Annotated in this window: 18 protein-coding genes; 8 read left to right on the top strand and 10 right to left on the bottom strand. The window is 39.1% G+C overall.

Annotation, left to right across the window (positions count from 1 at the left end):
• Positions 1–72 precede the first annotated feature (72 nt).
• Entirely contained in the window at positions 73–672 is a 600-nt protein-coding gene (gene plsY / locus TY15_RS05420) for a glycerol-3-phosphate 1-O-acyltransferase PlsY (protein WP_040208947.1), read from the bottom strand.
• Positions 673–854: 182 nt separating this feature from the next.
• On the opposite strand from plsY, the gene TY15_RS05415 reads away from it, so the two are divergent.
• The 8 genes from TY15_RS05415 (at position 855) to TY15_RS05380 (ending at position 13,868) form a co-directional block, all read left to right on the top strand.
• Positions 855–2,594 carry a glycosyl hydrolase family 18 protein gene (locus tag TY15_RS05415; protein WP_040208946.1) on the top strand — a complete coding sequence of 580 codons (1,740 nt, stop codon included), beginning with the start codon at positions 855–857 and terminating at the stop codon, positions 2,592–2,594.
• A 249-nt stretch (positions 2,595–2,843) separates the two neighbouring features.
• A complete protein-coding gene (locus TY15_RS05410; protein ID WP_052353704.1) occupies positions 2,844–3,800 on the top strand; it encodes a sensor domain-containing diguanylate cyclase in 957 nt (318 codons plus the stop codon).
• A gap of 141 nt (positions 3,801–3,941) precedes the next feature.
• Positions 3,942–4,361 carry a CoA-binding protein gene (locus tag TY15_RS05405; protein ID WP_040208945.1) on the top strand — a complete coding sequence of 140 codons (420 nt, stop codon included), beginning with the start codon at positions 3,942–3,944 and terminating at the stop codon, positions 4,359–4,361.
• A 358-nt stretch (positions 4,362–4,719) separates the two neighbouring features.
• Positions 4,720–6,699 carry a DNA topoisomerase IV subunit B gene (gene parE, locus TY15_RS05400; protein ID WP_040208944.1) on the top strand — a complete coding sequence of 660 codons (1,980 nt, stop codon included), beginning with the start codon at positions 4,720–4,722 and terminating at the stop codon, positions 6,697–6,699.
• A complete protein-coding gene (gene parC / locus TY15_RS05395; protein ID WP_040208943.1) occupies positions 6,696–9,134 on the top strand; it encodes a DNA topoisomerase IV subunit A in 2,439 nt (812 codons plus the stop codon). The genes parE and parC overlap by 4 nt, the downstream gene beginning before the upstream one ends.
• A 100-nt stretch (positions 9,135–9,234) precedes the next feature.
• On the top strand, positions 9,235–9,993 hold the full coding sequence (locus tag TY15_RS05390) for a hypothetical protein (protein ID WP_040208942.1): 759 nt from the start codon (positions 9,235–9,237) through the stop codon (positions 9,991–9,993).
• A gap of 207 nt (positions 9,994–10,200) precedes the next feature.
• Positions 10,201–11,931 carry an ABC transporter ATP-binding protein gene (locus tag TY15_RS05385; RefSeq protein WP_392391367.1) on the top strand — a complete coding sequence of 577 codons (1,731 nt, stop codon included), beginning with the start codon at positions 10,201–10,203 and terminating at the stop codon, positions 11,929–11,931.
• Complete coding sequence (locus TY15_RS05380) at positions 11,928–13,868, top strand: ABC transporter ATP-binding protein (RefSeq protein ID WP_042374150.1); 1,941 nt, start codon at positions 11,928–11,930, stop codon at positions 13,866–13,868. The genes TY15_RS05385 and TY15_RS05380 overlap by 4 nt, the downstream gene beginning before the upstream one ends.
• Before the next feature lie 222 nt (positions 13,869–14,090).
• Here TY15_RS05380 and xerS read toward each other — a convergent pair whose 3' ends face one another.
• From xerS to TY15_RS05335, 9 genes are all read right to left on the bottom strand, one after another.
• Complete coding sequence (gene xerS, locus TY15_RS05375) at positions 14,091–15,179, bottom strand: tyrosine recombinase XerS (protein WP_040208941.1); 1,089 nt, start codon at positions 15,177–15,179, stop codon at positions 14,091–14,093.
• Positions 15,180–15,567: 388 nt separating this feature from the next.
• Complete coding sequence (locus tag TY15_RS05370) at positions 15,568–17,598, bottom strand: glycoside hydrolase family 172 protein (protein ID WP_052353703.1); 2,031 nt, start codon at positions 17,596–17,598, stop codon at positions 15,568–15,570.
• 23 nt (positions 17,599–17,621) lie between these two features.
• Positions 17,622–18,632: a substrate-binding domain-containing protein gene (locus TY15_RS05365; RefSeq protein ID WP_042374148.1), complete on the bottom strand. Its 1,011-nt coding sequence runs from the start codon at positions 18,630–18,632 to the stop codon at positions 17,622–17,624.
• A 38-nt stretch (positions 18,633–18,670) separates the two neighbouring features.
• Entirely contained in the window at positions 18,671–19,699 is a 1,029-nt protein-coding gene (locus TY15_RS05360) for an ABC transporter permease (protein ID WP_042374146.1), read from the bottom strand.
• Positions 19,689–21,224: a sugar ABC transporter ATP-binding protein gene (locus TY15_RS05355; protein ID WP_040208939.1), complete on the bottom strand. Its 1,536-nt coding sequence runs from the start codon at positions 21,222–21,224 to the stop codon at positions 19,689–19,691. Before TY15_RS05355 ends, TY15_RS05360 begins: the two co-directional genes overlap by 11 nt.
• Before the next feature lie 185 nt (positions 21,225–21,409).
• Positions 21,410–22,360 carry a substrate-binding domain-containing protein gene (locus tag TY15_RS05350; protein ID WP_040208938.1) on the bottom strand — a complete coding sequence of 317 codons (951 nt, stop codon included), beginning with the start codon at positions 22,358–22,360 and terminating at the stop codon, positions 21,410–21,412.
• Between the two features lie 2 nt (positions 22,361–22,362).
• Positions 22,363–23,574: a response regulator transcription factor gene (locus TY15_RS05345; protein ID WP_040208937.1), complete on the bottom strand. Its 1,212-nt coding sequence runs from the start codon at positions 23,572–23,574 to the stop codon at positions 22,363–22,365.
• Positions 23,549–25,339 (bottom strand): sensor histidine kinase, encoded by a 1,791-nt coding sequence (locus tag TY15_RS05340; RefSeq protein ID WP_040208936.1) that lies wholly within the window; start codon positions 25,337–25,339, stop codon positions 23,549–23,551. The genes TY15_RS05345 and TY15_RS05340 overlap by 26 nt, the downstream gene beginning before the upstream one ends.
• Before the next feature lie 253 nt (positions 25,340–25,592).
• The gene (locus tag TY15_RS05335; RefSeq protein WP_040208935.1) at positions 25,593–26,399 is read right to left on the bottom strand and encodes an RDD family protein; all 807 of its coding nucleotides are present in this window, start codon (positions 26,397–26,399) and stop codon (positions 25,593–25,595) included.
• Positions 26,400–26,470: the final 71 nt, after the last annotated feature.

The following is a 26,470-nucleotide window of genomic DNA, read 5'->3' as shown; positions in this document are numbered from 1 at the left end:
TTTCTAATTCATTTAAAAATTATTCTTTAATCGAAAGAAAAAAAGCTATAAAGAAAGCCTGAATAGGTTCCTTTATAGCCATTTGATTTTTGGTTCAGTTTTATCAATAATTCTTTTAATATTTGCTCGGTGCCGGTAAATAACAAATGATACTAGTAATAAAACCACTATCATAAGAGGGATGTCCCAATCTTGAATAAACCCAGAAACAACCGTATAAACAACAGCGATTAATCCAGCAATCATTGAAGAAAGAGAAACATATTTCGTTACATATAGACTAATAAAAAAGAATAGTAGGACGGTTAGAAATAAATAAGGTGCAGAGAACAATAAGACCCCACCTGAAGTGGCAACCGCTTTTCCCCCCCGAAACCCAGCAAAGATTGGGTATGTATGCCCCACTACAGCGAATATACCGGCAAGTAATGGATTCATATCGATATTGAAGATAATAGGTAAGGAGGCAGCTAACGTTCCTTTCAATATATCGGCAAGTGTGACAGCTATTCCAGCCTTCACGCCAAGCGTTCGAAAGGTATTGGTTCCACCTAAATTTCCACTTCCGTGTTCGCGGATGTCTGTTTTGTAAAAAACCTTACCAACGATTAAGCCAGAGGGAATTGAACCAAGCAAGTATGCTAGGACTAACACTAAAATAATTTGAATCATTAACGATTTCTCCTTCAATAAAAGATCCAGTCCTTCTATTTTACCATGTATTTCTGAAAAAACACTATTGCTTTCTGAATAAATGAAGAGAATAAAATGTCCCTAACCGTCTTATAGGAAATAAAAATCCCTTCTCAATTTTGGTTACATACCTTAGGATAGATGTAGGGAGGAAAGACATCATGACGAGTATTGTTTACAAAAATAATAAAAAATTAGCGACTAAGTGGATAATTGGGGGATTGATTGGTGCTTGCATCCTTATTATTTCTTCCATTTTTCTATTACTATATCCTTTTGCTTCAACGGATAAAAAAATCTTTTTTCAAGGAGAACATCCGATTCTCTATCAAGGAAAGCAGCAAGGAAATGCTTTGTTAGAAGAAAACACCTGGTTTGTCCCACTTACATTCATGCAAAAAAATATCGATGACAGCATTATTTATGATGAGAAATCAAAGTCAGTCATTATTACAACTGCTAATCAAGTTGTCCAAATGCCAACAGATTCTTTAACCTACTTTGTTAATCAAAAGGAGGTTAAATTGCAGCTATCTCCAATCATCTCACGGGATGGTGAAATTTTTGTTGCTCTTGAACCGCTTCTCTCGTTTTTCCCAATTCAATTTAAACAATTGCCAGATAGTAAGGCCATTTGGATTCAACGAGATGGGGATCACTATGCAAATGGGAGAATTGTAGATAAAGTGATAAACAAGGAAAAAGTTAGACTACGTACCGAGCCTACATGGCAATCACCTTACGTGGCTGATATGAACAAAGAAGAAGCCATCACGATTGAAGCTGAAAAGGATGAATTTTACCTTGTCAGAAAAGCAAATGGGATAAGTGGTTATATAAAAAAGGATTATGTCGTCAAGAAGGATGAAGTAACAATCACTATCGCGCAGCAAACTCCTGCCGTTCACCTGCCAAAGCTCGATGGCCCTGTTCAATTAACATGGGAAGCAGTCTATTCAAAAAATCCTGATTTGGCAAATATCCCAGATATGAATGGGGTCAACGTGGTTTCGCCCACCTGGTTCTCACTAGCGGCTGTTGATGGTTCAATTAAAAATCTTGCATCACTTGAATATAGTAAATGGGCACATGCAAAGGGTTATCAAGTTTGGGGAGTGTTCTCTAACTCTTTTGATCCTGTGCTTACCCATGAAGCATTAAAGGACTTTGACACTCGTGCCAATATAATCCGGCAGATACTCTCATTTAGTCAAATGTACCAATTACAGGGAATAAATTTTGATATTGAAAACGTCAATCCAGAAGATGGTCCAATAGTGACACAGTTTATGAGGGAAATTACTCCTTATCTTCATGAGGCTGGTTTAGTGGTTTCCATGGATATTACCTTTTCAGCGGGTGAAAATAACAATTGGTCTTCCTTCTACGAAAGAGACAAGCTCGCAGAAATCACTGATTATCTAATGATTATGGCCTATGATGAACATATTGGGGCAGCTTCCGGAGTCGGAAGTGTCGCCAGCTTCCCCTGGGTGGAGAGTAATCTACAAACCTTACTAAAGGAAGTTCCAAATGAAAAGATCATTCTTGGCGTACCATTGTATGCAAGACTGTGGAAAGAACAACAAAATGCAGATGGCAGCACTGAAATAACCTCACAAGCACTTTCTATGGATAAAGTAAAAGCATGGCTTACAGAAAAAGGACTACAGCCTACTTATGACGAAGAAACGGGTCAAAACTATGCAGAATACGTGTCTGCTGATGAACATGCCACCTATAAAATTTGGATCGAAGATGATTTATCCTTGAAGAAGCGCGCGGAATTAGTGAACAAATATAAACTTGCAGGGATTGGATCATGGTCAAGATTATTTGCTGATCCAACTGCTTGGACAGCGATAAAACTAAATGTCGACCAGTCCGTGACACAAAAATAATAATCATAAAAAAGGAGCCGCAATGGTTCCTTTTTTATTTTTCGTCTAAAGTAAGAACAATTCAAGTCAATTTATTTACAAAAATATGGAGAATTTCCAAACCATTCGTTTAGTCATTGTAAGCCGTGTATGAAGCCCCTATAATTTAGATAATATCTACTAAACATAAAAAGAACCGGCCAGTAAACAAGCAAATAGGCCGGATGACTTACATATACATTCAAATATGTGTAAAGAGGTGATCCTTATATGACCCAAAGCATTTTACCATACTTTTATAATCAACATCAGTTGGAAAAAGAGCTTGAAATGCAAAAAAAATTAACAAGATCCATCCTTGATTTTCAGGATAATTTGATATTCTTTATGGAAAATGACGAAATTGTAGAATGGAATCAAGCTTTTTCTAGTTTGACAGGAATGAACAAAAATAATCTTGAAATGAAGAATGGAAAGTGGCTCGCTAGTTTTTTTGTTGAAGACCCCGATTATTTTTATCCGAAAGATAAGGAGAATTGGATCGAGGAATTTTTAGCAATGGGAAATGCTGTAGCAAAGGTACGATGGAAGGGGCATGAAGGGGCTGATCGTAACTATGTGATGAAGGCATCCACCCTTTCAGACACGAAACAATTATTGTTTGTTTGTACGGACATCACTGAGCTAGAGAAAGAAAGTCGCAAAAATGAACAGTTATCGATGATGGATCCCTTGACGAATACATTAAATCGGATGAAATTCAAAGATATTTTAACAAGGGAGATGCGGCGGGCAGAGTGGTTTGATCATCCATTCTCCATTGTTTTGATGGACATCGATTTCTTCACTGCCATTAATGATCGTTTTGGTCCTGAAACAGGGGATAAGGTGTTAATCACAATTTCGACCATCCTACAACAGCGGATAAGAGAATGTGACTTGCTGGCCCGCTGGGGCGGAGAGGAATTTATCTTGCTTGCACCCGAAACGGACGGTGATCGTGCCGTTGATCTTGCAGAATCGATCCGCACCATCATAGAAGAATTTCAATTTAAAAATATCGGCCTGGTCACATGCAGCTTTGGAGTAACTGAGTTTTCTCCAGGTATTACTAAAAGTGACTTGCTGCATGAGGCCGAACAAGCCCTTAATCAATCAAAAAATAATGGACGGAATAGTGTTACCTTGTACAGGAAAGATTATCAAGAGATTGGTCGCTATGTTTGACCTTTCGACAATATCATTTACCTATCTCAGCCCTCTTTCAACGAGGGCTTTTCGCCATGCAAACTACTCTGTAAGCGGTTTTATTTTGTTTTTATAAAAAAAGAGGTAAAATATAGAAAACAAACTATTGGAGTGATGATCATGGCAATTGAAAATCCAAGTCGTCAGGAAATTGGTGCTATTTTAAAAAAGGCAAAAAGAATTGCGGTTGTAGGATTAAGCAAGAATCCTGAACGCACTTCCTACCAAGTTACGAAGGAAATGCAAAAAGCAGGCTATGAAATCATTCCTGTTAATCCGACTGTAGATGAAGTGCTGGGGGTAAAAGCGGTGGCCTCCTTAAAGGAAATCGAGGGACATGTCGATATCGTAAATGTATTCCGTCGCTCAGAGCAGTTGTTCGATGTTGCGAAGGAATTTGACGATATGGATGCGGACGTCTTTTGGGCACAGCTCGGTTTGGCCAATGAAGAAGCATACGAATTTTTAAAGAGTAAAGGCTATACTGTGATCATGGATCGCTGTATCAAAGTTGAACATGCGGTAACAAAGGCTTTATAAGCTTCAAAAAAACTGCTTAATCGAAGCAGTTTTTTTGTTTTTTCTGTAAAAAATATGACAAAAATATCGAAAAAAAAGCGCTTGTATTATAAATCGCATTTGCCAAATTGAAATAAATCGCTACAATTAAGCATAGACGCCACAAGAACATGTGTTAAAATAATATGTGGCAAACGTTAGTTCTAATGCAGTAACACTACATTTAATTGAACGTAACTCACTTAAAAGAAATGATGGAACAATTAATTCTGCTCATCCTCTGGTTTATTAGGGAGCATATAATTAATTGTATTTTTTTCAAAGTAAATGGTGGGAAGGACGGCCATTTACGTTTTGTAAGTACGAAAGGGGTATTTTAGTGGCAAGGAATCAGCAAACTTTTGATTATAATGATGATGCCATACAGGTACTAGAAGGTCTTGAGGCCGTTCGTAAACGCCCGGGAATGTACATTGGCAGCACCGATTCACGCGGTCTTCACCATCTTGTCTATGAAATTGTAGACAATTCAGTTGATGAAGCACTTGGTGGATTTGGTGATCACATCATTGTGAAAATACACAAAGATAATTCCATCAGCGTCATCGATAAAGGACGCGGAATGCCAACTGGTATGCATAAATTGGGTAAACCGACAACTGAGGTTATCTTAACCGTGCTCCACGCAGGTGGAAAATTCGGTCAAGGCGGCTATAAAACAAGTGGTGGTTTGCACGGCGTCGGTGCTTCAGTCGTCAACGCCTTATCCGAATGGTTAACCGTGACGATTAAACGAGACGGCTTTGTTTATGAACAACGCTTTGAAAAGGGCGGTAAACCAGTCACAACACTTGAGAAAATCGGGAAAACCAATCAAACAGGAACGACGATACATTTTAAGCCGGATCCGTCCATTTTCTCGACTACCACTTATAATTTTGAAACATTATGTGAGAGGTTAAGAGAGTCAGCTTTCTTACTAAAAGGATTAAAAATTGAGATCCATGATGACAGGAATGACCTTCATGAAGTGTTCCATTATGAAAATGGAATCGAAGCTTTCGTTGCATATTTGAACGAAGAAAAGGATGTCCTTCATCCTGTCGTTAGTTTTGAAGGCATACAAAATGGAATTGAAGTGGAATTTGCCTTTCAATTTAATGATGGCTACTCAGAAAATGTACTCTCCTTTGTCAACAATGTCCGCACAAAAGATGGCGGAACACATGAAGCCGGATCTAAAACGGCAATGACAAGGGTTTTTAACGATTATGCCCGCAAGGTATCCTTCTTGAAAGAAAAGGATAAAAATTTAGACGGTGCCGATATTAGAGAAGGATTATCCGCCATTATTTCCGTTAGAATCCCTGAAGAGTTACTTCAATTTGAAGGTCAAACAAAGGGAAAACTTGGAACGAGTGAGGCTAGATCCGCTGTTGATTCTGTTGTCTCAGAACATCTCACCTATTTTCTTGAAGAAAACCCTGACATCAGCTCGCTGTTAATCAAAAAGTCGATTAAAGCCTACCAGGCACGGGAAGCAGCAAGAAAAGCACGTGAGGATGCTCGGAGCGGGAAGAAGAGAAAACGTTCTGAAACGGTTTTGTCTGGGAAATTAACGCCAGCACAATCTCGAAACCCACAAAGAAATGAACTTTACTTGGTGGAGGGTGATTCGGCAGGAGGTTCTGCCAAACAAGGACGCGATCGTCGTTTCCAAGCGGTCCTCCCTTTAAGAGGTAAAGTCATCAATACCGAAAAAGCAAAGCTTGCGGATATTTTTAAAAATGAGGAAATTAATACCATTATTCACGCCATTGGTGGCGGGGTAGGTGCTGATTTCAGTGTGGAAGACATTAACTACGATAAAATTGTGATTATGACCGATGCTGATACAGACGGAGCTCATATTCAAGTATTATTGCTTACCTTCTTTTATCGCTATATGAAGCCGCTTGTTGAGGCAGGCAAGGTATTTATTGCCCTTCCGCCACTTTATAAAGTAAGTAAAGGGTCGGGCAAAAAGGAAATCATTGAGTATGCTTGGAATGATGATGAACTCCAGGGTGCGATGAAAAAAGTGGGCCGTGGTTATATAATCCAGCGCTATAAAGGTCTTGGTGAAATGAATGCCGATCAGCTCTGGGAAACCACGATGGATCCAGAAACACGCACCTTAATCCGAGTGAAAATTGATGATGTTGCCAGAGCAGAACGTCGTGTGACCACCCTAATGGGCGACAAGGTCGAACCGCGCCGCAAATGGATTGAAGGAAATGTGGCCTTTGGTTTAGAAGAAGATGATTCCATCTTAGAAAATGAAAATATAACGGTCTCCGAGGAGGGTTCTGAAGGATGAGTGCAAATGAAAAATTCCGGGACTTACCTCTAGAAGAAGTCATTGGTGATCGTTTTGGACGATATAGTAAGTACATTATTCAAGAACGTGCCTTGCCAGATGCACGGGACGGATTAAAGCCAGTTCAACGAAGAATTCTTTACGCAATGCATGTTGAGGGAAATACCTTTGATAAAGGCTTCCGGAAATCAGCAAAAACAGTTGGTAACGTCATCGGTAACTATCACCCACATGGTGATTCGTCTGTATATGAAGCGATGGTCCGAATGAGTCAAGACTGGAAAGTAAGAAATGTGCTTGTACAAATGCATGGAAATAACGGTAGTGTCGATGGAGATCCACCGGCAGCAATGCGTTATACAGAGGCACGGTTATCCGCCATATCGGCAGAGCTAATGCGTGACATCGAAAAAAACACCGTTGAATTTATTCCAAACTTTGATGATACGTCAAAGGAACCAACCGTCTTACCTGCAATGTTCCCGAATTTACTTGTCAATGGATCGACAGGGATTTCAGCTGGCTACGCCACAGACATTCCTCCGCACCATCTTGGTGAAGTAATCGATGGGGTTATCATGAGAATGGATCGACCAGACGTATCGGTTGATGATCTAATGACCGTTATCAAGGGGCCGGATTTCCCGACAGGTGGAATCATTCAAGGAATTGATGGCATTAAAAAAGCCTATGAAACTGGTAAAGGCAAAATTATTGTTCGTAGTAAAGCCGATATTGAAGAGACTCGCGGTGGTAAGCAGCAAATAGTGATTACAGAGATTCCCTATGAAGTCAATAAGGCCAACCTCGTCAAAAAAATGGATGAGTTCCGCCTTGATCGAAAAGTAGAAGGAATATCTGAAGTCCGTGATGAAACAGACCGGACTGGTCTCAGAATTGTGATTGAATTGAAAAAGGATGCAGACGCTGCAGGTGTTTTGAATTATTTATATAAAAATAGTGATCTGCAAGTTACCTATAATTTTAATATGGTTGCTATCTATAATAAGCGGCCTAAGCAAATGGGCATTCGCGAATTACTGGATGCCTATATTGGGCATCAAAAAGAGGTAGTGACACGAAGAACGCAATTTGATCTTGCCAAAGCGAAGGAACGCCAGCATATTGTCGAGGGGTTAATGAAAGCTTTATCCATTCTCGATGAAGTCATCGCTACCATTCGTGCTTCTAAAGATAAGCGTGATGCGAAGGATAATTTAATAGCTAAATTCGCATTCTCTGAGCTTCAAGCAGAAGCGATTGTGTCCTTGCAGTTATATCGTTTAACAAACACAGATATTACGGCATTACGGAGTGAGGCAGAAGAATTAGCGAAAAAAATCGCTGAACTAACTAGTATCTTAGCTAGTGAGAAAAATCTTCTTGCTGTCATTAAAAAAGACTTAAAAGATGTGAAAAAACGCTTTGCTGATGGACGCCGTTCAAAAATTGAAGCAGAGATTGAAGAGTTAAAAATAAATCTTGATGTCACCGTCCCTAGTGAAGATGTCATTGTCACGGTCACGAAGCATGGATATGTCAAACGGACAAGTCAGCGCTCGTTTGCCGCATCAGGTGGACAAGACCTTGCCATGAAGGAATCTGATCGTGTCCTGGCGCAGCTCGATATGAATACAAAGGATGTATTACTACTCTTCACGAATAAAGGGAATTACTTGTTCTGTCCCGTGCATGAGCTGCCAGATATTCGTTGGAAGGATATTGGTCAGCATATCGCTAATATCATTCCGATTGAACGTGATGAGGAAATCATTCGAGCGATCCCAGTCAAGGATTTCGAAACAGAAGATTATCTTGTCTTTGTGACGAAAAATGGCATGGTAAAGAAAACAGAGTTGAAATCTTACAAAGCGCAACGCTACTCAAAACCACTTGTTGCTGTTAATCTTAAGGACGATGACCAAGTTCTCGATGTCCATCTTACCGATGGAACAAAGGAATTGTTCCTCGTTTCGAATTATGGCTATTCCTTATGGTTCCACGAGGATGAAATCAGCATTGTCGGTCAACGAGCCGCTGGTGTTAAAGGAATAAACTTAAAAGATGGTGATTATGTTGTCAATGGTCAACTGATTACTCCTAACTCTAAGGAATCGATCATCATTACCACACAACGTGGGTCCTTAAAACGGATGAAATTAAAAGAGTTTGAAAAAACGTCACGTGCTAAACGCGGTGTCGTAATTCTAAGAGAACTCAAGTCCAATCCACATCGTATTGTGGGCTTTGTCGTCGCCAACGAACAGGACGTTATTTTTATCCAGACTGATAAAGGATACCTTGAAACATTGACCACGAGCGAAATTCGCTTTAGCGATCGGTACTCCAATGGTTCTTTTATCCTCGATGAGGGAGACAATGGAAAGGTAACAACCGTTTGGAAAGTAGAAGCAGCTGATAAGCCAATTGAATAGTTCTTTCAGGACTCTCTAAAATTTAGAGAGTCCTTTTCATCTTTTTTCCATAATTGGACATACTAACTAGTAACAGAGTATGGAAGGAATGGGAATCTTAATGAAAAAAGAGATACTGCTTGCGATTGTTTCGTTTTTTCTCCTATCACTAACTGCCATTACAGGAGTCTACGCCTTCGAAGAAAATGCAAAAACAGTAACCATTTCAAAGGATAAGGTGGATTTAACAGGAGATGGACAGGATGAGGGGATTTATTTAAAAGGTGTTCCCTATCAAGAAGAAAAGTCTTTCTTGAAGAAAATTTACATAGAGGTGTTCGCTTCAAATGGGAAAACCTATACCTTTCCATTAGAAAGTGGTTCTAAAGCAGCACTTAAATTGGTCGATGTAAACCATGATGGTTTGAAGGAGTTATTTGCCAGTGTCCTCACTGGTGGAACGAGCGGTAATGTGATCAACTTCCTGTATTCCTTAAAGAATTTTGTCCATACAGATCTAACTGTACCAGAACCGTTAGAAATGGAGGCAAAATTCTTAAATGGCTATAAAGCAGAAATTAACCTACCACAAACAAAGAAAACCTATTTGTTTGATTTAAAGAATCGTAAAAAATATTATAAAAAACTTGGTTTTTACTATAAAGGTAAGCTAAATGAGCCAACGGAATTAGTTGTAAACGGCTATAACAGTCTTGAACCGATACAACTGGGGGGTAAAAAAATAGGCTTAAAAGGCATTCAACAAGTAACTGGTATTGTAGATTCTGACACTATCGCTAGCGTGGAATCGATTTGGTTATTTGATCATGGCCAATGGAAGCTAAATAGTACAAACGTGAGTCGAGGAAACACCCCTTGATATCTCTGATTTTCGTTCACTTGGGGTGTAAGTAATAAACACAGAAAATTAATTTTCTGTGTTTTTTCTGTGATTAAAAATTGACGACAAAATCTGAAAAGAATAAACTTAGCCATGTAAATGATTTAGTTGCCCCCTATTGTTCATATTCAGTTCATAAATGTCATGTATTGTTCAAGTATAAACAAATAAAAATGGAGATGAATAATGTTGTTAAAATTAATTAAGTATCTAAAGCCATTCCAAATACCAATCTACCTGGTTTTAGTCCTCGTACTCTTACAGTCATTATCGGAATTGTATCTACCAACATTAATGGCCGATATTGTCGACAAAGGAGTGGTGACGGGTGACACCCACTATATATGGAAAATAGGCGGTTTTATGCTCATTGTCGCCGCTGGAGGAATGATTTGTTCCATAGCTGCTAGTTTCTACTCTGCCAAAGCAGCCTCGGGGTTTGGAAAACTACTACGTACGAAAGTATTTACTCATGTAGGCGATTTTTCACTTCATGAGTTTGATAAGCTTGGGACGGCTTCACTAATTACCAGAACAACCAATGATATTACTCAAGTCCAACAGGTATTAGTGATGATTCTCAGAATGATGGCAATGGCACCAATGATGTGTATTGGCGGTATTATCATGGCCTATTCAAAGGATGCAAAATTGACATTAGTTCTTGCGGTATCCATTCCCGTGCTTGTACTAACGATTGTCATTATTGCCAAACAAGGAATTCCACTTTTTAAAGCCATGCAAGTAAAATTGGATCGACTGAATCGTGTCTTAAGAGAGAATTTAACTGGTATTCGAGTCATCCGTTCTTTTAATAGGGTGGAGCATGAGAAAAAACGTTTTGATGAGGCAAACTGGGATCTAACCCAAACGGCTATAAAGGTTAATAAAATCATGGCGGCGATGATGCCGATTATGATGATTGTGCTTAACCTTTCCACAGTAGCAATTGTATGGTTTGGCGGGCTTCGCATTAGTCATGGTGAAATGGAAGTCGGCGATATGATGGCGTTCATACAATATGCAATGCAAATTATGTTCTCGTTTATTATGCTATCAATGATGTTTGTCATGATTCCAAGGGCATCAGTATCCGCCGTACGTATTAACGAAGTATTAGATACTGTTGCAGATATTAAAGACCCAAAGTCTTCTTTATCAGCAAAAAGCGAAAGAGGTTATGTAGAATTCAAAGATGTAACCTTCAGTTACCCTGGTGCAGAAATGCCTGCTATTTCAAATATTTCCTTTTCGATGAAGCCAGGTGAAGTAACAGCCATCATCGGAGGTACCGGCTCAGGGAAATCGACCTTGATCAATCTCATTCCGCGCTTTTATGATGTCGATAGCGGAAAAGTCTTGGTTGATGGAGTAGATGTTAGGGAACTGACACAGGAGCAGCTGCGCAAAAAGATCGGGTTTGTTCCTCAACAAGCAGTACTATTTACCGGGACCATTGCAGAAAATATCCGCTACGGGAAAGAAACGGCAACGGTAGAAGAAATCGAGCATGCCGCTAAAATTGCCCAAGCAGAAGAATTTATCGCCAATATGCCAGACGGCTATGATGCCGTAATTGCCCAAGGGGGAACAAATGTTTCTGGAGGGCAAAAACAGCGTTTATCGATCGCTAGAGCCCTCGTTCGCAAACCAGAAATCTATATATTCGATGACAGCTTCTCCGCATTGGATTTTAAAACAGACGCCAAGCTTCGTGCTGCGTTAAAAGGAGAAACTGTCGATTCAACCGTATTAATTGTGGCACAACGTGTGAGTACTATCATCGATGCCGATCAAATTATTGTCCTTGATAATGGGGAGATCGCTGGAATCGGGAAACATAAAGAATTGATGGACTCAAGTGCCGTCTATCGTGAAATTGTGATGTCGCAGCTGTCAGAGGAGGAAATCGCATGAGCAAGGCTTCCGAAAATCAACAGCCGAAACAAGGTCCAGGAGGGAAAGGTGGTCCTGGTGGAGGCTTTGGTCCGATGGGGATGGGTATGCCCGTTCAAAAAGCAAAGGACTTTAAAGGTACATTAAAAAGATTAATTGGCTATTTAAAACCCTATACATTACAACTGATCTCCGTTTTAATTACGGCAATAATTAGTACAATTTTTGCGATTGTCAGCCCGAAAATTATGGGGAAGGCCACAACAAAGCTATTTGAAGGCTTGATGTTGAAGCTAAAGGGCGAACCTGGGGCAACAATTGATTTTGACTATATTGGGCAAATCATCATCCTACTCATTGGACTATATATATTAAGTGCCGCGTTTGCCTATTTACAACAATATATTATGGCGGGAGTCGCGCAAAAGACTGTGTACAATCTGCGCAAAGAAGTGGAAGAGAAGCTTAACCGCCTTCCACTGAAATACTTTGATGCACGTACACACGGTGAAATTCTTAGCCGGGCGGTCAATGATGTCGATAATATTAGTACGACTTTACAACAAAGTCTAACGCAGCTCATTACCTCTATTGTGACCATCATTGGTGTCATTATCATGATGCTATCGATTAGTCCAGTAATGACACTAATCGTGATTGTCACCCTGCCTTTAAGCGGTGTGGCGATTGCAAAAATCGCAAAAAAGTCACAACAATACTTTAAAGGGCAGCAAAAATCCCTAGGTCAACTAAATGGACACGTTGAGGAAATGTATACGGGTCACAAAGTAGTCAAAGTATTTGGGCACGAACAAAAATCGATTGAGAAGTTTGAAGGAATCAATGATTCGCTCTATCAATCTGGCTGGAAAGCCCAGTTTGTTTCTGGAATGATCATGCCATTAATGTCATTTATCAATAATATTGGCTATGTCCTTGTTTCCGTTGTGGGGGGAATTTTAGTCACAAAAAAAGCAATTGAAATTGGGGATATTCAAGCATTTATCCAATATGCGAGACAATTTTCCCAACCTATTGCGCAAACCGCTTCAATTGCGAACGTAATACAGTCCACTATCGCGAGTGCAGAACGTGTGTTCGAGATATTAGATGAAACAGAGGAGGTACCGGAGTCTTCCGTACCAAAAATTATTACCGCACCAAAAGGAGAGGTAAGATTTGAAGATGTTTCATTTGGATATAGTGAAGACGAATTGTTAATTGAAGAGATGAACATTAATGTGAAATCAGGTCAAAAGGTGGCGATTGTTGGACCAACTGGGGCAGGTAAAACCACACTTATAAATCTATTAATGCGGTTTTATGAAATCAATTCGGGTAGAATATTAATAGATGAGATTGATACAAGGGAACTAAAGAGGGAAAAACTGAGGAGCCTATTCGGAATGGTGCTGCAGGATACATGGCTATTCAATAGCACGATTCGTGATAACATCGCGTATGGAAGGGAAGGGGCCACAGAAGAAGAGATTGTGGCGGCTGCTCAAGCGGCTAATGCTGATCACTTTATACGAACCTTACCAGATGGTTATGACACAATCTTAAATGAGGAAGCATCCAATATTTCTCAAGGTCAAAAACAGTTACTAACGATCGCAAGAGCAATTCTCGCTAATCCAGCCATTCTGATCCTCGATGAAGCGACTAGTAGTGTTGATACGCGGACCGAGGTACAAATTCAAAAGGCGATGGATCATTTAATGAAGGGACGTACTAGCTTCGTTATTGCACACCGATTATCAACAATTCGTGATGCAGATATCATCCTTGTTATGAATAACGGAAGCGTCATAGAAAAAGGAAATCATCAGGAATTATTAGAAAAGGGCGGCTTTTATGCTGATCTATATAATAGTCAGTTTACGAGCAAAAATACTATCGAAAAGGTCGTAGAAAAACAAAAAAGTTGGGTACGGGACAAAAAAGTCGGGTTCTGACTCAATTAATAATAGTGGTTAAGAGTATAAAAACTAAATAAATAAAGGTTCAAATCTATAGGATTTGAACCTTTATTTATGCTCATCTATTTTAAAAAAATTAATCGTCTCATTATCTTAAGTATACTTAGAGATTGAGACAAAACAAGGTTTTTGAACCATAATAATATTATGTAAACTGATAAAAAGAAAAACTGCCACAATAACAGCAGCAGTTAGGTTTTATTCTAGTTGTTCTTTTGGCATATCCATCTTGTCGACGGCAATTTTTAGATCATCATTTTTAATATGTGTGTAAATCATCGTCGTTTGAATCGATGAATGACCTAATTGGCGCCTTAATTTAGGCACATCATTGATTTCAGCATGATATCTAGTTGCAAATGAATGTCTCAATTTATGGACCGATAATGATGGTTTACCAAACGCTGACGCATATTTTTCAATCAGATATTCAATGGCTCGAGCTTTTAATCTTTGTGATTTTACTTTTGGACCGGTCGGACCACCAACAAATAATGCCTTTTCATTTTTATCAACTTTGTATTTGGCAGTTCTTACAGCTAAATATTCCTGCAAATCTGCCATGGCCACCTGGCTAAAATAAACAAATTGTTCTTTATTTCCTTTACGGATAACGCGGACACAATACTTGCTAAAATCAATATCGCCTAAATCAATCCCCACTAGCTCCGAAAGCCGAAGGCCCGATCCTAGGATTAACGATACAATTGCGGTATCACGTTCTCTATTTAATTGATAAAAGTTATACAACCGCTTGTTTTCTTTGTTTATTTCACCATAATCATTGGCAATAAATAAGCGGAATTTCTCGTATTCATCACCTAGCAGAATTTTTCCTTCCATTTTTGTTGCTTTCGTTTCCATACTGTCTTTTACTTCATTAAATTCAATTTTCGCCATCACATTTCGATTGATATACGGCTTCAAATCAGGGGTTTCCGCAATATTTTGCAGATAATTAAACAGCGATTTTAAGGCAGATAACTTCCGATTCACGGTTAGTTCCTTATTATTTAATTGGTAATGAAGGTAGTTTAAGAAATTTTCAACCTCCAAAACCGTCATGTTCTCCATACGATCCAATGGGATATCCTTGATACTGCCAATCCATAACTGTTCACTTATCATCCAATTGAAAAAGATTTTATAGTCATGGCAGTAATTAAAAAGTGATGCCGTGGAAAGCTTTCGTAATTTATGATTGATGTATTCATCCACATACCAAGGCAATTCCTGAAGTAAGGCTTGCAGCTTTTTAAAATTAGTTTGTTTTTCCTGATTTACCATCAAAACACCTCACTTCTATTTTATCCCATCACCTTAACTGCGTCAAATTTATATTTTACGCAGTTTTTATCATGATAAAGCATTAGGATGTTTTTAACTTTAATTGTTTATCAAACTCTCCTTTATCCCGCCGGGTTTTGAATTCATGAAACTGTTCTAGTGTAGTATTTTTTTCCAAATGCTACACTTTAAATATTTTAAAAAAGTGCATTAATCCAATCCCGGATTAATGCACTTTTTCATTTTGTAATTTACCCTTCATTGTAAGCCATGGCTTTTTCCTGCTTCCGAACAACTTTCAGAGCATAAAGTGTCCCATTGATATATATTCCCATGATCACACTGGTGGACACCTGCCTTGATTTGTCTTTTCTTGGTGCCTGACACCCTATTGTTCGCTTCCGTACCAATAGGTGGTGGAGCCGTAATGTGCTGAGACGTCGTTGACTGGTCCGTGTTCGATGCCAAATCTTATCGATGTTTGGAATGGCATACTGTCTCCAATGAATAGTCTGTATGCTCCAGTACTATCAAATTGACTGCCAAATACGTTTACCTCATGGACCGGGTTTCCGTTTAATGGATTGCTAAAGGTTCCTCTGTTGAAGTACCATCCAGATTCATAAAAGTCTTCTGTGCCCGTTCCATGTATTTGCGGTACCGCTGATTGATCGGTAAAAACTCTTTCGTCACCTTCTAAATAATCCCGCTTTAAATCCTTTCCTTCCATCGTTTGGGTTACACCCACAACAGTCCCTTTTCCAACTGCATTTAAGAACTGCCAATCGAATCCAGCTGTTGTTTCTCCACTGACGGAAGTAGTTCTAAAATAACCTGAAGTCGGTTTTGGCCCAAGTGCTTTTGCCCAATGTCCTGATTTTTCATAGGTTACACTAGATTCACTGCTGTTGAGATCCTGCGAAGACTCGTTGACCAACTCAATTTTCGCTGACTTTCCATAGGGCATTGGCCACCAGGATGTGTACCAGCCATCACCCGTTGTATCCATTGAGAACAATAAAGATTTTACATTATATTCTCCTAAGCCTGAGCCAAAAAATTCTCCGACAGGCGAGTCGACCATTAATTTTTCATCAAAATAGATTCGTAGTCTTGTTTTTTGTAGGATTTCATCTGATGCGGCAATGACACTAGCATCACCAGTAGTCGGATATTGGTAGTTTCGTACACCTTCCCACTTTGAATCCACTATTTTATAACTGTGGGCCGTCTCATTATCTAATGAATCTGGACCCATATTCATCGTGTCGGTTCTTACCCATTCCCCATTTACTTTAGAATCTACCCAATAAGTAAATTCATTAAAGTCGACATCAGATGATACAAATGCATTACGAATTGTGACTGAGGCCTTATCCTTTGTAAATGATCCTGGAATCTCCACTACTTGATCAGTCCATCCCGGACCACCGGTTGGTAATTTAGACCATTCACCTGCTTTTACACCATCAATTAAAATATTTGCCAATTGATTCCCTATAACGGTATCTAACCTCCGAGTGATCCGAATTCCTTCATTTTTAGGATCAATTTTAGCCTGATACTCACTGTAACCAGTAAAGGCTCTTCCGTCGTCAATCGCACGCTCACCAACTTTAGGCCCCTCAATTTGTGGTATGCGCAGCCGCAGTTCGGAAATAATCCCAGGTGCATTTAAGTTAGCTAGTGTTATTTTTTCGCCTGCTTTTAACGTGAAATTCTTCTTAAACTGATCTGCTTTTTCTAGTTTTGGCTTTGGATCTTCCGTCCCTGCCTTTTTCAGCATCTCGACAACATCTAGTGCTTGATCAGCTGGATCGAATGTGTTTACACTTTCTGAATCCGTAAAAGTACGATAGGTCACATGGTGGAATAACGGGTTATTTTTTGTGATTACTCGCATACTTTTCTTAAACGGCATTGGTATTTTAATGTATACTCCTCCAGAAGTTTGATCAGCATTTGCTACTAATGGATAGACAAATGGAGCACCTAATTTACCATTGACCACATCCTGAAGCGGGGAATCCACTACCTTTTTTCCATCTAAGATGATCTGGATGTTTCCTGATTTAGTTACGTCACCCTCATCTCGCGTAAACCAAATGGAATCAATTTCACCTGCACCTTTATAATCGGCAATCACGCAGCCATCGGATGTTTTTTCGATACATGAGTACGTTCCGACAAAGCCATCATCATTAAAGCCTTTGCGGTCATAGCTTGAGAATTGATAAGTCTCGACACCACTTTTAAGTTCCGTCAGTCTGTCAAGCTGCCGATAAATATCCCAGCCGATTGGTCCTTTATTATCCGTTTCACTTTTCCCAAATGTAACGATAGGAGCTGCTAAAAGTCCGATTCCAAGTAAAATTAGTAATGGGGCTTTCGTTAACTTCCGAATTCGCTGTTTGATCATTCATACAACTCCCTACACTCTCATTATTTTCCACCGAATTGTTTGTAAACTTGTTCTGCATTGTCTTTTGTTGCTTCAATCGTATCAAGAATCACGGTCTTCTCAACTTTTTCCTTCTTCTCAAGAATACTAATCGCACTTTCAATGGCTTCCTTCCCGCCTGTTGGATAGATATAAGTTGCAGAAAGTCTGCCCTCCATGACTGCCTTCAAACCGCCATCTGGTGTTGGCAGACCATCAATCCCAATAAATTTGATATCCTTCTCGCGATTGGCATTTTTCGCCGCAATATAGGCACCTTCTGCAGCTGGATCATTATGTCCATAAACGACATCAATCTTTTTATTCGCCTGAAGCATTGTTTCCATTACGGTAATAGCCTTGTCTTTTAACCAATCGGCATTCTGTGCCGCAATGATTTTTACATTTGGATTACTTGAAATTCCTTCTAAAAATCCATCATGACGTTCCTGCTGTGGCGTGGCTCCTTCTAATCCCTTAATTTCTACTACATTTCCACCTTTATCGCCTAACATTTTCGCAACAAACTCTCCAGCTTTTTTACCAATAAGCTTGTTATCGCCGCCAATATATTGAGTATAGGCATCCCCTTCGACTTTACGATCCAGAACAATTACAGGTATCCCAGAATCATAGGCTTTCTTTACAACAGCTGTTAACGGTTTTGCTTCGTTAGGTGAGATGATCAATAAATCTACTTTTTGCTGAATAAAATTCTCCACATCAGCAATTTGCTTAGAGTTATCTTGTGCAGCATCGGCAAAAACGACCTTAAGTTCTGGATACTCATCAGCTGCTGCTTTAATTTGGTCATTCATCGCTACCCGCCATGGTTCGCCCAAGTTGGCTTGAGACATTCCAATTAAGAAGTTCTTTTTCTCCCCGCTGTCCCCACCACTTGGTTTCTTTGTTCCTGAAGTGTTTTCTGAAGTATTACTACATGCAGCTAATGATAATGATAAAGATAAAACCAATACGAATACGAGGAAAAGCCACTTTTTTGTGTTTTTCATACCCTTCATCCCTTTTCTTTTTTTATTTAGCTTCAAAATTACCTATTGCTGCGTGATTTTTGAAGAACGACGGCAGCAATAATGATTAAGCCCTTCACAACCATTTGCAAATTATTATCCACATTCAACAGTCCGAGCATATTGTCTAATACACCAAGGATCAAAGCCCCGACAATGGTGCCAAAAATAGTGCCAATTCCCCCTGCTAGGCTCGTGCCGCCAATGGCAACTGCTGCAATCGCATTTAACTCGTAACCGTTTCCATCATTTGGACTGCCTTGGCTAAGCTGTGCTGCATGAATGATGCCTGCAAAAGCTGACAACACACCACAAATAATAAAGACCATAATCTTGATTCGATTTACTTTAATCCCGGATAGGTGACCTGCTGTTTCATTACCACCAATGGCATAGACGTACCTTCCGAATCGGGTAAATTTTAATACAATATAAAAAATAATGGATAGCAAGATGAAACAAATGGCTGGAACAGGAACACCGCTTATTCTTTCAGCAAACCAACTAAAAGCTGGTGGAGCTAAATTAGGTTCATCACCATACGTGATGGGTATGCCGATTCCACCTGACCAAAACCGAGCAACCCCTCTGGCGATACTCATGGTCGCCAATGTAACAATAAAGGACTGGATGGAAAGCTTTGTGACAACGATGCCATTTAACCAGCCAATAAAAGCTCCAAGAAGCAAGACAATGACAAGTGTAGATCCGAACCCTAAATCCTTATGCATCATTAGATCCGCTGCTGCTGTTGCCGTGAGTCCAAGAATGGCGCCCACGGATAAATCAATTCCGGCAATTAGAATGACTAGAGTCATACCAATCGCAATAATGCCATTTTCAGAAACGGAGCGAACAATATTTGCTAGATTAATAGGATTCAGAAACAAGTTAACTCCGTCGCGAACACAAAGGATGGATGCTAGTACAACTACAACAATTAACCCTAAAATACTTTGAAATCGCTGCAGAAAATGTAAAATACTACGAACATCTAGTTTCTTCGGATTTTGATCGACATTGGGGACAGTAGCTCTCTCAGCTGACATTTTCCTCCCTCCCTCCTTTATAAGTTGCACTTAGTAACAGTTTTTCCTGAGTGGCTTCCTCCCGCAGGAATTCACCAGTCTGCTTACCTTCACAAAAAGTTAGGATTCGGTCCGACATACCCATGACTTCCGGTAATTCTGAGGAAATCATAATAATTCCCATTCCTTGTGAGGCAAGCTCATTGATCAAATGATAGATTTCAGCTTTGGCACCAACATCGATTCCTCGAGTTGGTTCATCCAACAGTAGTATTTTCGGACTCGTCAGCAGCCATCTTCCAATGACCACCTTCTGCTGATTTCCACCACTTAACTTTGAAACGAGGGAATCGAAGCTTGGTGCTTTAATCTTTAAATTATTCATTTGTGTCTTCCAAGCATTCTTCTCTTTGTTTTTACTCATAAACATCAACCGGCTGAAATCCTTCAGCTTTGGAAGAGATATGTTTTCTCCAATTGATCTTGTTGGGACGAGCCCTTGTCCCTTCCGATCCTCAGTCACGAAGGCAAGACCATTTCGAATAGCTTCTTCAGGACTTTTTATCTTGACTGATTTTTCTTCTATGAGGATTTCTCCTTTTGATAATCTTGGGTGCATCCCAAATAAGCATTCAAATAACTCTGTCCTGCCTGACCCCATTAACCCGGCGATTCCCAATACTTCCCCCTTTTTTAATGACAAGGTGATATCTTCGAGTCCCTTTTTATTTCGATCTATGGGTGAGAACGACAAATTTTTCACTCGTAAAATTTCTTCCCCTATTAACGTTTGTCTTAATGGGTACAGTTCCGTTAATGTTCTGCCTACCATCATCGTGATCAGTTGTTCTAAGTTGGTTTCAGTAGTTTTGACTGTATCAATGAACTGACCATCTCTTAGGATCGTAATCCGATCTGCTAAAGCAAAAATCTCATCCATCCGGTGTGAAATATAGATGATGGATACCCCAGATTTTTTTAACTTTCGAATAACGGTAAAAAGCTTTTCTGCCTCAGCATTACTGAGGGCTGATGTAGGTTCATCCATAATGATAATTTTTGCATCAACAGATAGGGCTTTGGCAATTTCGACTAGCTGCTGTTCTCCTACCCTCAAGTTCTTTACCGGCTGCCTAGGATTAACTTGAAGCTCCAATGCCTCAAGATACTCCTCTGCTTGCAGAAACATCTTCCTAAAGTTTACGAATCCCAGTTTATTTCTCGGTTCTCTTGCTAAAAAGATATTTTCAGCAATTGACAACTCCGGAACTAGCTGAAGCTCCTGATGAATTTTTGCAATACCTCGTTTCCTTGCTTCTAATGGGGAGTTCATCTCCAGTTTTTCTCCTTGAAGAAAAATTTCACCCTCGTCAACCGTTATGGCACCGTTCAAGATGTTCATAAGGGTTGATTTTCCAGCTCCATTTTCCCCCATAAGTGCTAACACTTCTCCTTGCTTTAAATCTAGTTGTACCTCACTTAAAGCTGTGACAGACCCAAATGATTTTGTAACCCCTTTCATTTGTAGGATCAAGTTTTTCTCCATTCTCTACACCACCTTCCTCCTTGGGCTTTATTATAGTTTTTTACTAGTCAAAAGTATTTCCACTTTTCCGTTATTTTTTATAATTTTCCGAATAAAAAACGAATCCGAATCTGGACCAGTTTCAAAGTCGGGACATTTACATTCTAATTCCATTAAAAAAGCTTGCGGTAATTTCTCCGCAAGCTTTATTCCACTTCATCTAAAGTATTCTCCGTTATTTTGATACTCTTTAGAGTTACCTTTTTAGGAACTTTTTCATCGTGTAAAATTTTCAAGGCATATCTTACGGCTTCTTTTCCTCCATTTGGATAAATGAAGGTTCCTTTTAAAATATGTCTTTTAACCAAGTCAAGTCCACCATTAGGACCTGGAAGCCCATCTATTCCTACATAGATAATCCCCTTTTTCCCTGCTAAATTGGCGGCATGGTATGCTCCCAGGGCCATGGGGTCATTATGGGCATAAACCAAATCAATTTGATTATTTTGAGTTAAATAGGTCTGAAATTTGCTTTCGGCATTATCGCGGAGCCAGTCCGCAACAAGTGTTTTGACAACGTGAATATTAGCCTGTTTGGCAATTTCATTTCTAAATCCAACGCTCCGTTCTTTTGCCGGAGGTGATCCAGGCAGGCCCGTGATTTCGACGACATTACCACCCTTCGGACCCAATAAATCCTGGACAAATTGGCCAGCCATTTTGCCTATTAATTTATTATCCGCTCCAATAAACATCGTATAATCATCACCAATTATGGCACGATCAAGGATAATCACCGGAATTTTTTTGTGCACTTTTCTTATGATGGGAGTTAACGGTTCTGCTTCGTTTGGTGAGATGATAAGAAGATCAATTCCTAAGCCAATCAGCTTTTCGACATCACTGATTTGCTTTTGGCTGCTTTGTCCAGCATCAGTAAAAATAACTCTTGTACCATCATGGTGTGAGGCTTCCTCTTTAATTTCCTCATTCATGACTACACGCCACGGTTCTCCCAAATTGGCCTGAGACATCCCAATTAAATACTTAATTTCACCGGCTTCGCTTTTCTTTGTTTTTTGAAAGCTGCAGGCAGCAATCGAAAATAGAAAGGAACTACATAGTGAAATAATTAGAATTGATTTCCCTAATTTCATGGTTATCCTTTTCCCCCTTTTCTATATTCCATTGGGGAAATACCAAGGACTTTTTTGAAGACCGTGCTAAAATAATGTTGTCCATTGTACCCAACCTTTTCAGCAACTTCATAAATTTTTACAGTGGGGTCATTTAGCAGCTTTACTGCATGCTGCACACGAAATTGCGATAAATAATCGATAAAAGAAGCTCCCATATCTTGACGTAATAGTTTGCTTAAATAAGTAGGGCTGATTCCAATGGCATCGGCCACCTCTTGTAAAGATAAATCAACTTTTTGGAAATGGGTATCAATGTATCGTTTCGCTAGTGTGACTAATGGTGAATTATTGGGCTGGTTCTCGATTCTCTTCACGAGTTCTTTGTAAATAGTAGAAATCCCTGCTAAACCACCATTTGTTTCTTTTGCTTCAACAAGCAGCTTCATTTTTAGAACTTCCTCGACCGTTCCCATAATTAGTCTAGGCAAGTCTACCCAATCAACCCATGATTTATTTGGAATGATAAAAACTATATGATCTTTCCGATCTCTAAAGGTAAGGCTAGGCTGCCAAGACATAAGGATATCTACTATCACATTTTGGATAGCAAACAACAGGAGCTGTTGGTCCCAATCCAGCTCAAATGGCTGTTGGGTTGATTTTCCTAAAGGTTTCACAACCAATACACCCAATTGACCTTCCGTTAATGAAATCTGTAAAAATTCCATTTGTTCGATAATATCCTGCTCTGAAACTATGCCATTCATCATGTCATCAAGAAATTGTTCTCTTAAAAATGGTAGGTTTTTTTTTAATTGATCATTTGTCCATTCACTATATTTTTCATTAGAAAATTGGAGTTCAAGCTGGGCAATGGCTTTTTTTAATACCGTTTGAAGCTGATCTTTAACGATCGGTTTCAGCAAATAATCAAACACCCCTAGTTTAATAGCTTGCTGGGCATAGGAAAACTCGTCATAACCCGTTACGATAATTACTAGGCACTTGGAATTTATTTTTTGAACTTCTTCAATTAACTCCAGCCCATTTATAAAAGGCATACAAATGTCCACTAAGAGAATTTGCGGTAAATGTTGTTTTACCATTTCTAAGGCAATCTCTCCGTCTTCTGCCTCACCCACTACCTCAATTTTTAATTCTAGCAAGTTAATTAAACTTTTAAGCCCGCGGCGAATTTTTGGTTCATCATCGGCGATTAGCATTTTCCACATAACGGTCTCCTTCCTTAATAATTGGATGCCAAATCTCGACTGTTGTTCCTTCACCTTCCACACTTGACATGTGAAGCCCATATTCTTGTCCAAAAGTAAGCTTAATTCTTTCATTAATATTAAATGAACCATATGCAGGTTTATCGCTAAGAGGAATCCCATCCTTAAGTAAGTCTTTTAACTGCTCCAGTCTTTGAAGCGATATCCCTACCCCATCATCTTTGACAGTAAATATTAGCTTTTCCTCTATTCGTTTAGCAAAAATTTGTATTTTTCCTGTTCCACGGCGTGCTTTAATGCCATGATAGATGGAATTCTCAACAAGTGGCTGTAAGATCAGCTTCAACACGAGGAAATCTTGAATTTCTTTATCAATATGAATCTCGTATTCCAGTTTATCTTCATATCTGGCCTTCTGGATAAGAAGATAGCTGCGGATATGTTCGATTTCTTCCTCGACCCGGATCATTTCTTTTCCTTTATTTAAACCAATTCGAAATAAATTGGTTAATGCGGCAATCATTTTGACAATATCATCCGTTTTCCCCTCATGGGCAAGCCATTGAATTGTATCAAGTGTATTGTAAAGAAAATGGGGTTTAATTTGTTCCTGTAATACTCTTAATTCTGCTTCACGCTTGCCTTTTTGCTCTTTGAAGACTTGAGAGATTAAGTTTCTAATTTCACCAATCATATTATTAAAACTATTCCCTAACTCAGCGATCTCATCATGGGAACGACTCTTAAAGAAGACATTTAAATTTCCCGCTTCAGCCTCTTTCATTAGTCCACGAAGTCTTCCTATTGGTTTCACGATAGATTGAGTAAAAAAGAAAGCAGTTGCAATCCCTAATAGAAGAGTAATTAAACCGAGCAAAATGGAATAATTTCTTACTTGAGTTACTTCTTTTAACGTATCGTTAAGTGAAAATACCCCGACAGTTTTCCAACCGGTATATTTTGATTCACTAACTAGAATCTGAAAACGCTTTCCAGAAATAGTTTTAACAATGTTTTGACTCGTTGAATGGAGCCAATCAGGATTGACACGATAAACAACAGGATTAGTCGGAGAATAGACTACATTTCCGCTATTATCCATTAGAAACAGGAAGCCATTTTTTCCTAGCGTAACCCCTTTTATAACCGTTTCTAAGATTTCAAGCTTTAAATCTATCAGAATAACGCCTTGGTATTTTCCAGAATCAGGTTCCTTAATTGCTTTTACGATTGATACAACTTCATCAGCACTATAATTGACTCGGTTTTTAATGTTTCTACCGATCGGATTACTGAAGAAATGATATTCTAAGGGAGTTCGTATGGCTTCTTTAAACCACGATTCATTTGTTAGAGCATCCTTTGAGGATCGAAACATCTCATTACTAATATCAAGATCATTTTCATTTACCAGAAGGATTCCAGCAATTTCTGGATGATTCCCCTGGATATTTGTCATTAATCTTCTAATTTCCGTTTCTGCTGATCCTTTATGTAAATTCTCTTGTTTTTGGTCTTGATTTAGAAAGTCAACAACTTCCGGTTCTGCTTCAAGCAGCTTCATAATATTTTCCATATCTTTAATGTAGAATTCAGTATTATTTTGAACTTGTTCAATCATCTGCTCTGTATGCCTTGTTGCTTCTTTTTCCAACGTACTGCTAGAAACCCAGTTTCCCAGCACACCAAGGGTTGTAAATGGCAATAAAATCAAAGTAAAAAAATAAATTAACAATTTAAAGCGAAGTCCGTTAACCGCTAACATTACACTCCTCCAAAAAAGTTAATAAATTGGATACTCATAAGGCGTGTAAACGTTTACACAACCATAGTTAAATTTCTGACTATTAGTAATTTTAACACAAATAATCAAGCTTTAGTAGTACTAATAGTGATGGTGCCTGGCACCATGTGTGGGGTAATACATACAACAACCACAGTTGTTGAACTTGCAACAGAATGATCGGTTCACTCAAAAAAACCCGGCACCTATCACGGTGTCCGAGTTTTTTTAATACTCACAATTCAAACTCCCATTCTTCTCGTAAATTCACATAAAGAGAAAGTAATGTATCTTCTAACTGACGTTCATCCAGCCCTTCAATCACTAGACCCATCTTTGGAAAAAGAAGCGTGGCGATTTGTGATGTTAATTGATTTCTTTCAGCAAGTGGTAACTGGTGGAACCGACTCGCATATGTACTAATAAGCTTCCAATCCTTGGGCGTAAATGATTTGATCGTCCATTCATCGATGCGGAGTAGATCCTTGCTCACCCCTCTTTTGTCGATTTCTTTATCAATCGGTGCCAGTTTCCTTTTCTTGCGTTTTGCTTTCCGTTCATGAACAACAATCGTCCCTGCCACAAGATCTCCTAAACGCTTATGCTTCGAGTGAAAAAATATCATGAGGATGCCAAGCAAATAAGCAGTCGGTAACGAATCGATAAGGCGGACGAGATTTCGGATAAAGCTTGCAAGTAAGGTGATGCTATGTCCATTCTCCTGAATAACGCGGATCCCGACAACCTTCTTCCCAAGTGTTCTTCCTCCTGAAAAAAACTCACACAAAAAAAAGTAGCCCCAATTCACAATAAATAAGACAATAATCGTAATGGCGATAGGCAGGGCATTATCCATAAAGAAAAAAGGCATTGACGACAGCTCATTCATACTAAAATAAAGGAGAACTAAACATAAAATATCAATTATCCATAATAATACCTGATCAATGATAAACGCAGCAGCACGGCTTCCTAACCCAGCTATCTGAAACTGAATCGAAACGTATTCAGGTGTTTTGATATCTACATGATCTGCATTCATTACATGTCCCCCAACGTCTGGTTGATTTTAACAATAATGGTTTCTATTTTACTTCTAATTTTCTATAATAA

Source organism: Neobacillus jeddahensis (assembly GCF_000612625.1).
Lineage (GTDB): Bacteria > Bacillota > Bacilli > Bacillales > Cytobacillaceae > Neobacillus > Neobacillus jeddahensis.
This window is presented reverse-complemented; position numbering and strand designations above follow the sequence as displayed.

Excerpts from the sequence above, each read along its gene's own strand:
- TY15_RS05380 (WP_042374150.1), top strand. The coding sequence starts at position 11,928 with ATGAGCAAGGCTTCCGAAAATCAACAGCCGAAACAAGGTCCAGGAGGG.
- TY15_RS05355 (WP_040208939.1), bottom strand. The coding sequence starts at position 21,224 with ATGGAGAAAAACTTGATCCTACAAATGAAAGGGGTTACAAAATCATTT.
- TY15_RS05410 (WP_052353704.1), top strand. The coding sequence starts at position 2,844 with ATGACCCAAAGCATTTTACCATACTTTTATAATCAACATCAGTTGGAA.
- xerS (WP_040208941.1), bottom strand. The coding sequence starts at position 15,179 with ATGGTAAATCAGGAAAAACAAACTAATTTTAAAAAGCTGCAAGCCTTA.
- plsY (WP_040208947.1), bottom strand. The coding sequence starts at position 672 with ATGATTCAAATTATTTTAGTGTTAGTCCTAGCATACTTGCTTGGTTCA.
- TY15_RS05340 (WP_040208936.1), bottom strand. The coding sequence starts at position 25,339 with ATGTTAGCGGTTAACGGACTTCGCTTTAAATTGTTAATTTATTTTTTT.
- TY15_RS05385 (WP_392391367.1), top strand. The coding sequence starts at position 10,201 with ATGTTGTTAAAATTAATTAAGTATCTAAAGCCATTCCAAATACCAATC.
- TY15_RS05360 (WP_042374146.1), bottom strand. The coding sequence starts at position 19,699 with ATGTCAGCTGAGAGAGCTACTGTCCCCAATGTCGATCAAAATCCGAAG.
- parC (WP_040208943.1), top strand. The coding sequence starts at position 6,696 with ATGAGTGCAAATGAAAAATTCCGGGACTTACCTCTAGAAGAAGTCATT.
- TY15_RS05415 (WP_040208946.1), top strand. The coding sequence starts at position 855 with ATGACGAGTATTGTTTACAAAAATAATAAAAAATTAGCGACTAAGTGG.
- TY15_RS05335 (WP_040208935.1), bottom strand. The coding sequence starts at position 26,399 with ATGAATGCAGATCATGTAGATATCAAAACACCTGAATACGTTTCGATT.
- TY15_RS05390 (WP_040208942.1), top strand. The coding sequence starts at position 9,235 with ATGAAAAAAGAGATACTGCTTGCGATTGTTTCGTTTTTTCTCCTATCA.
- TY15_RS05370 (WP_052353703.1), bottom strand. The coding sequence starts at position 17,598 with ATGATCAAACAGCGAATTCGGAAGTTAACGAAAGCCCCATTACTAATT.
- TY15_RS05345 (WP_040208937.1), bottom strand. The coding sequence starts at position 23,574 with ATGTGGAAAATGCTAATCGCCGATGATGAACCAAAAATTCGCCGCGGG.
- TY15_RS05350 (WP_040208938.1), bottom strand. The coding sequence starts at position 22,360 with ATGAAATTAGGGAAATCAATTCTAATTATTTCACTATGTAGTTCCTTT.
- TY15_RS05365 (WP_042374148.1), bottom strand. The coding sequence starts at position 18,632 with ATGAAAAACACAAAAAAGTGGCTTTTCCTCGTATTCGTATTGGTTTTA.
- TY15_RS05405 (WP_040208945.1), top strand. The coding sequence starts at position 3,942 with ATGGCAATTGAAAATCCAAGTCGTCAGGAAATTGGTGCTATTTTAAAA.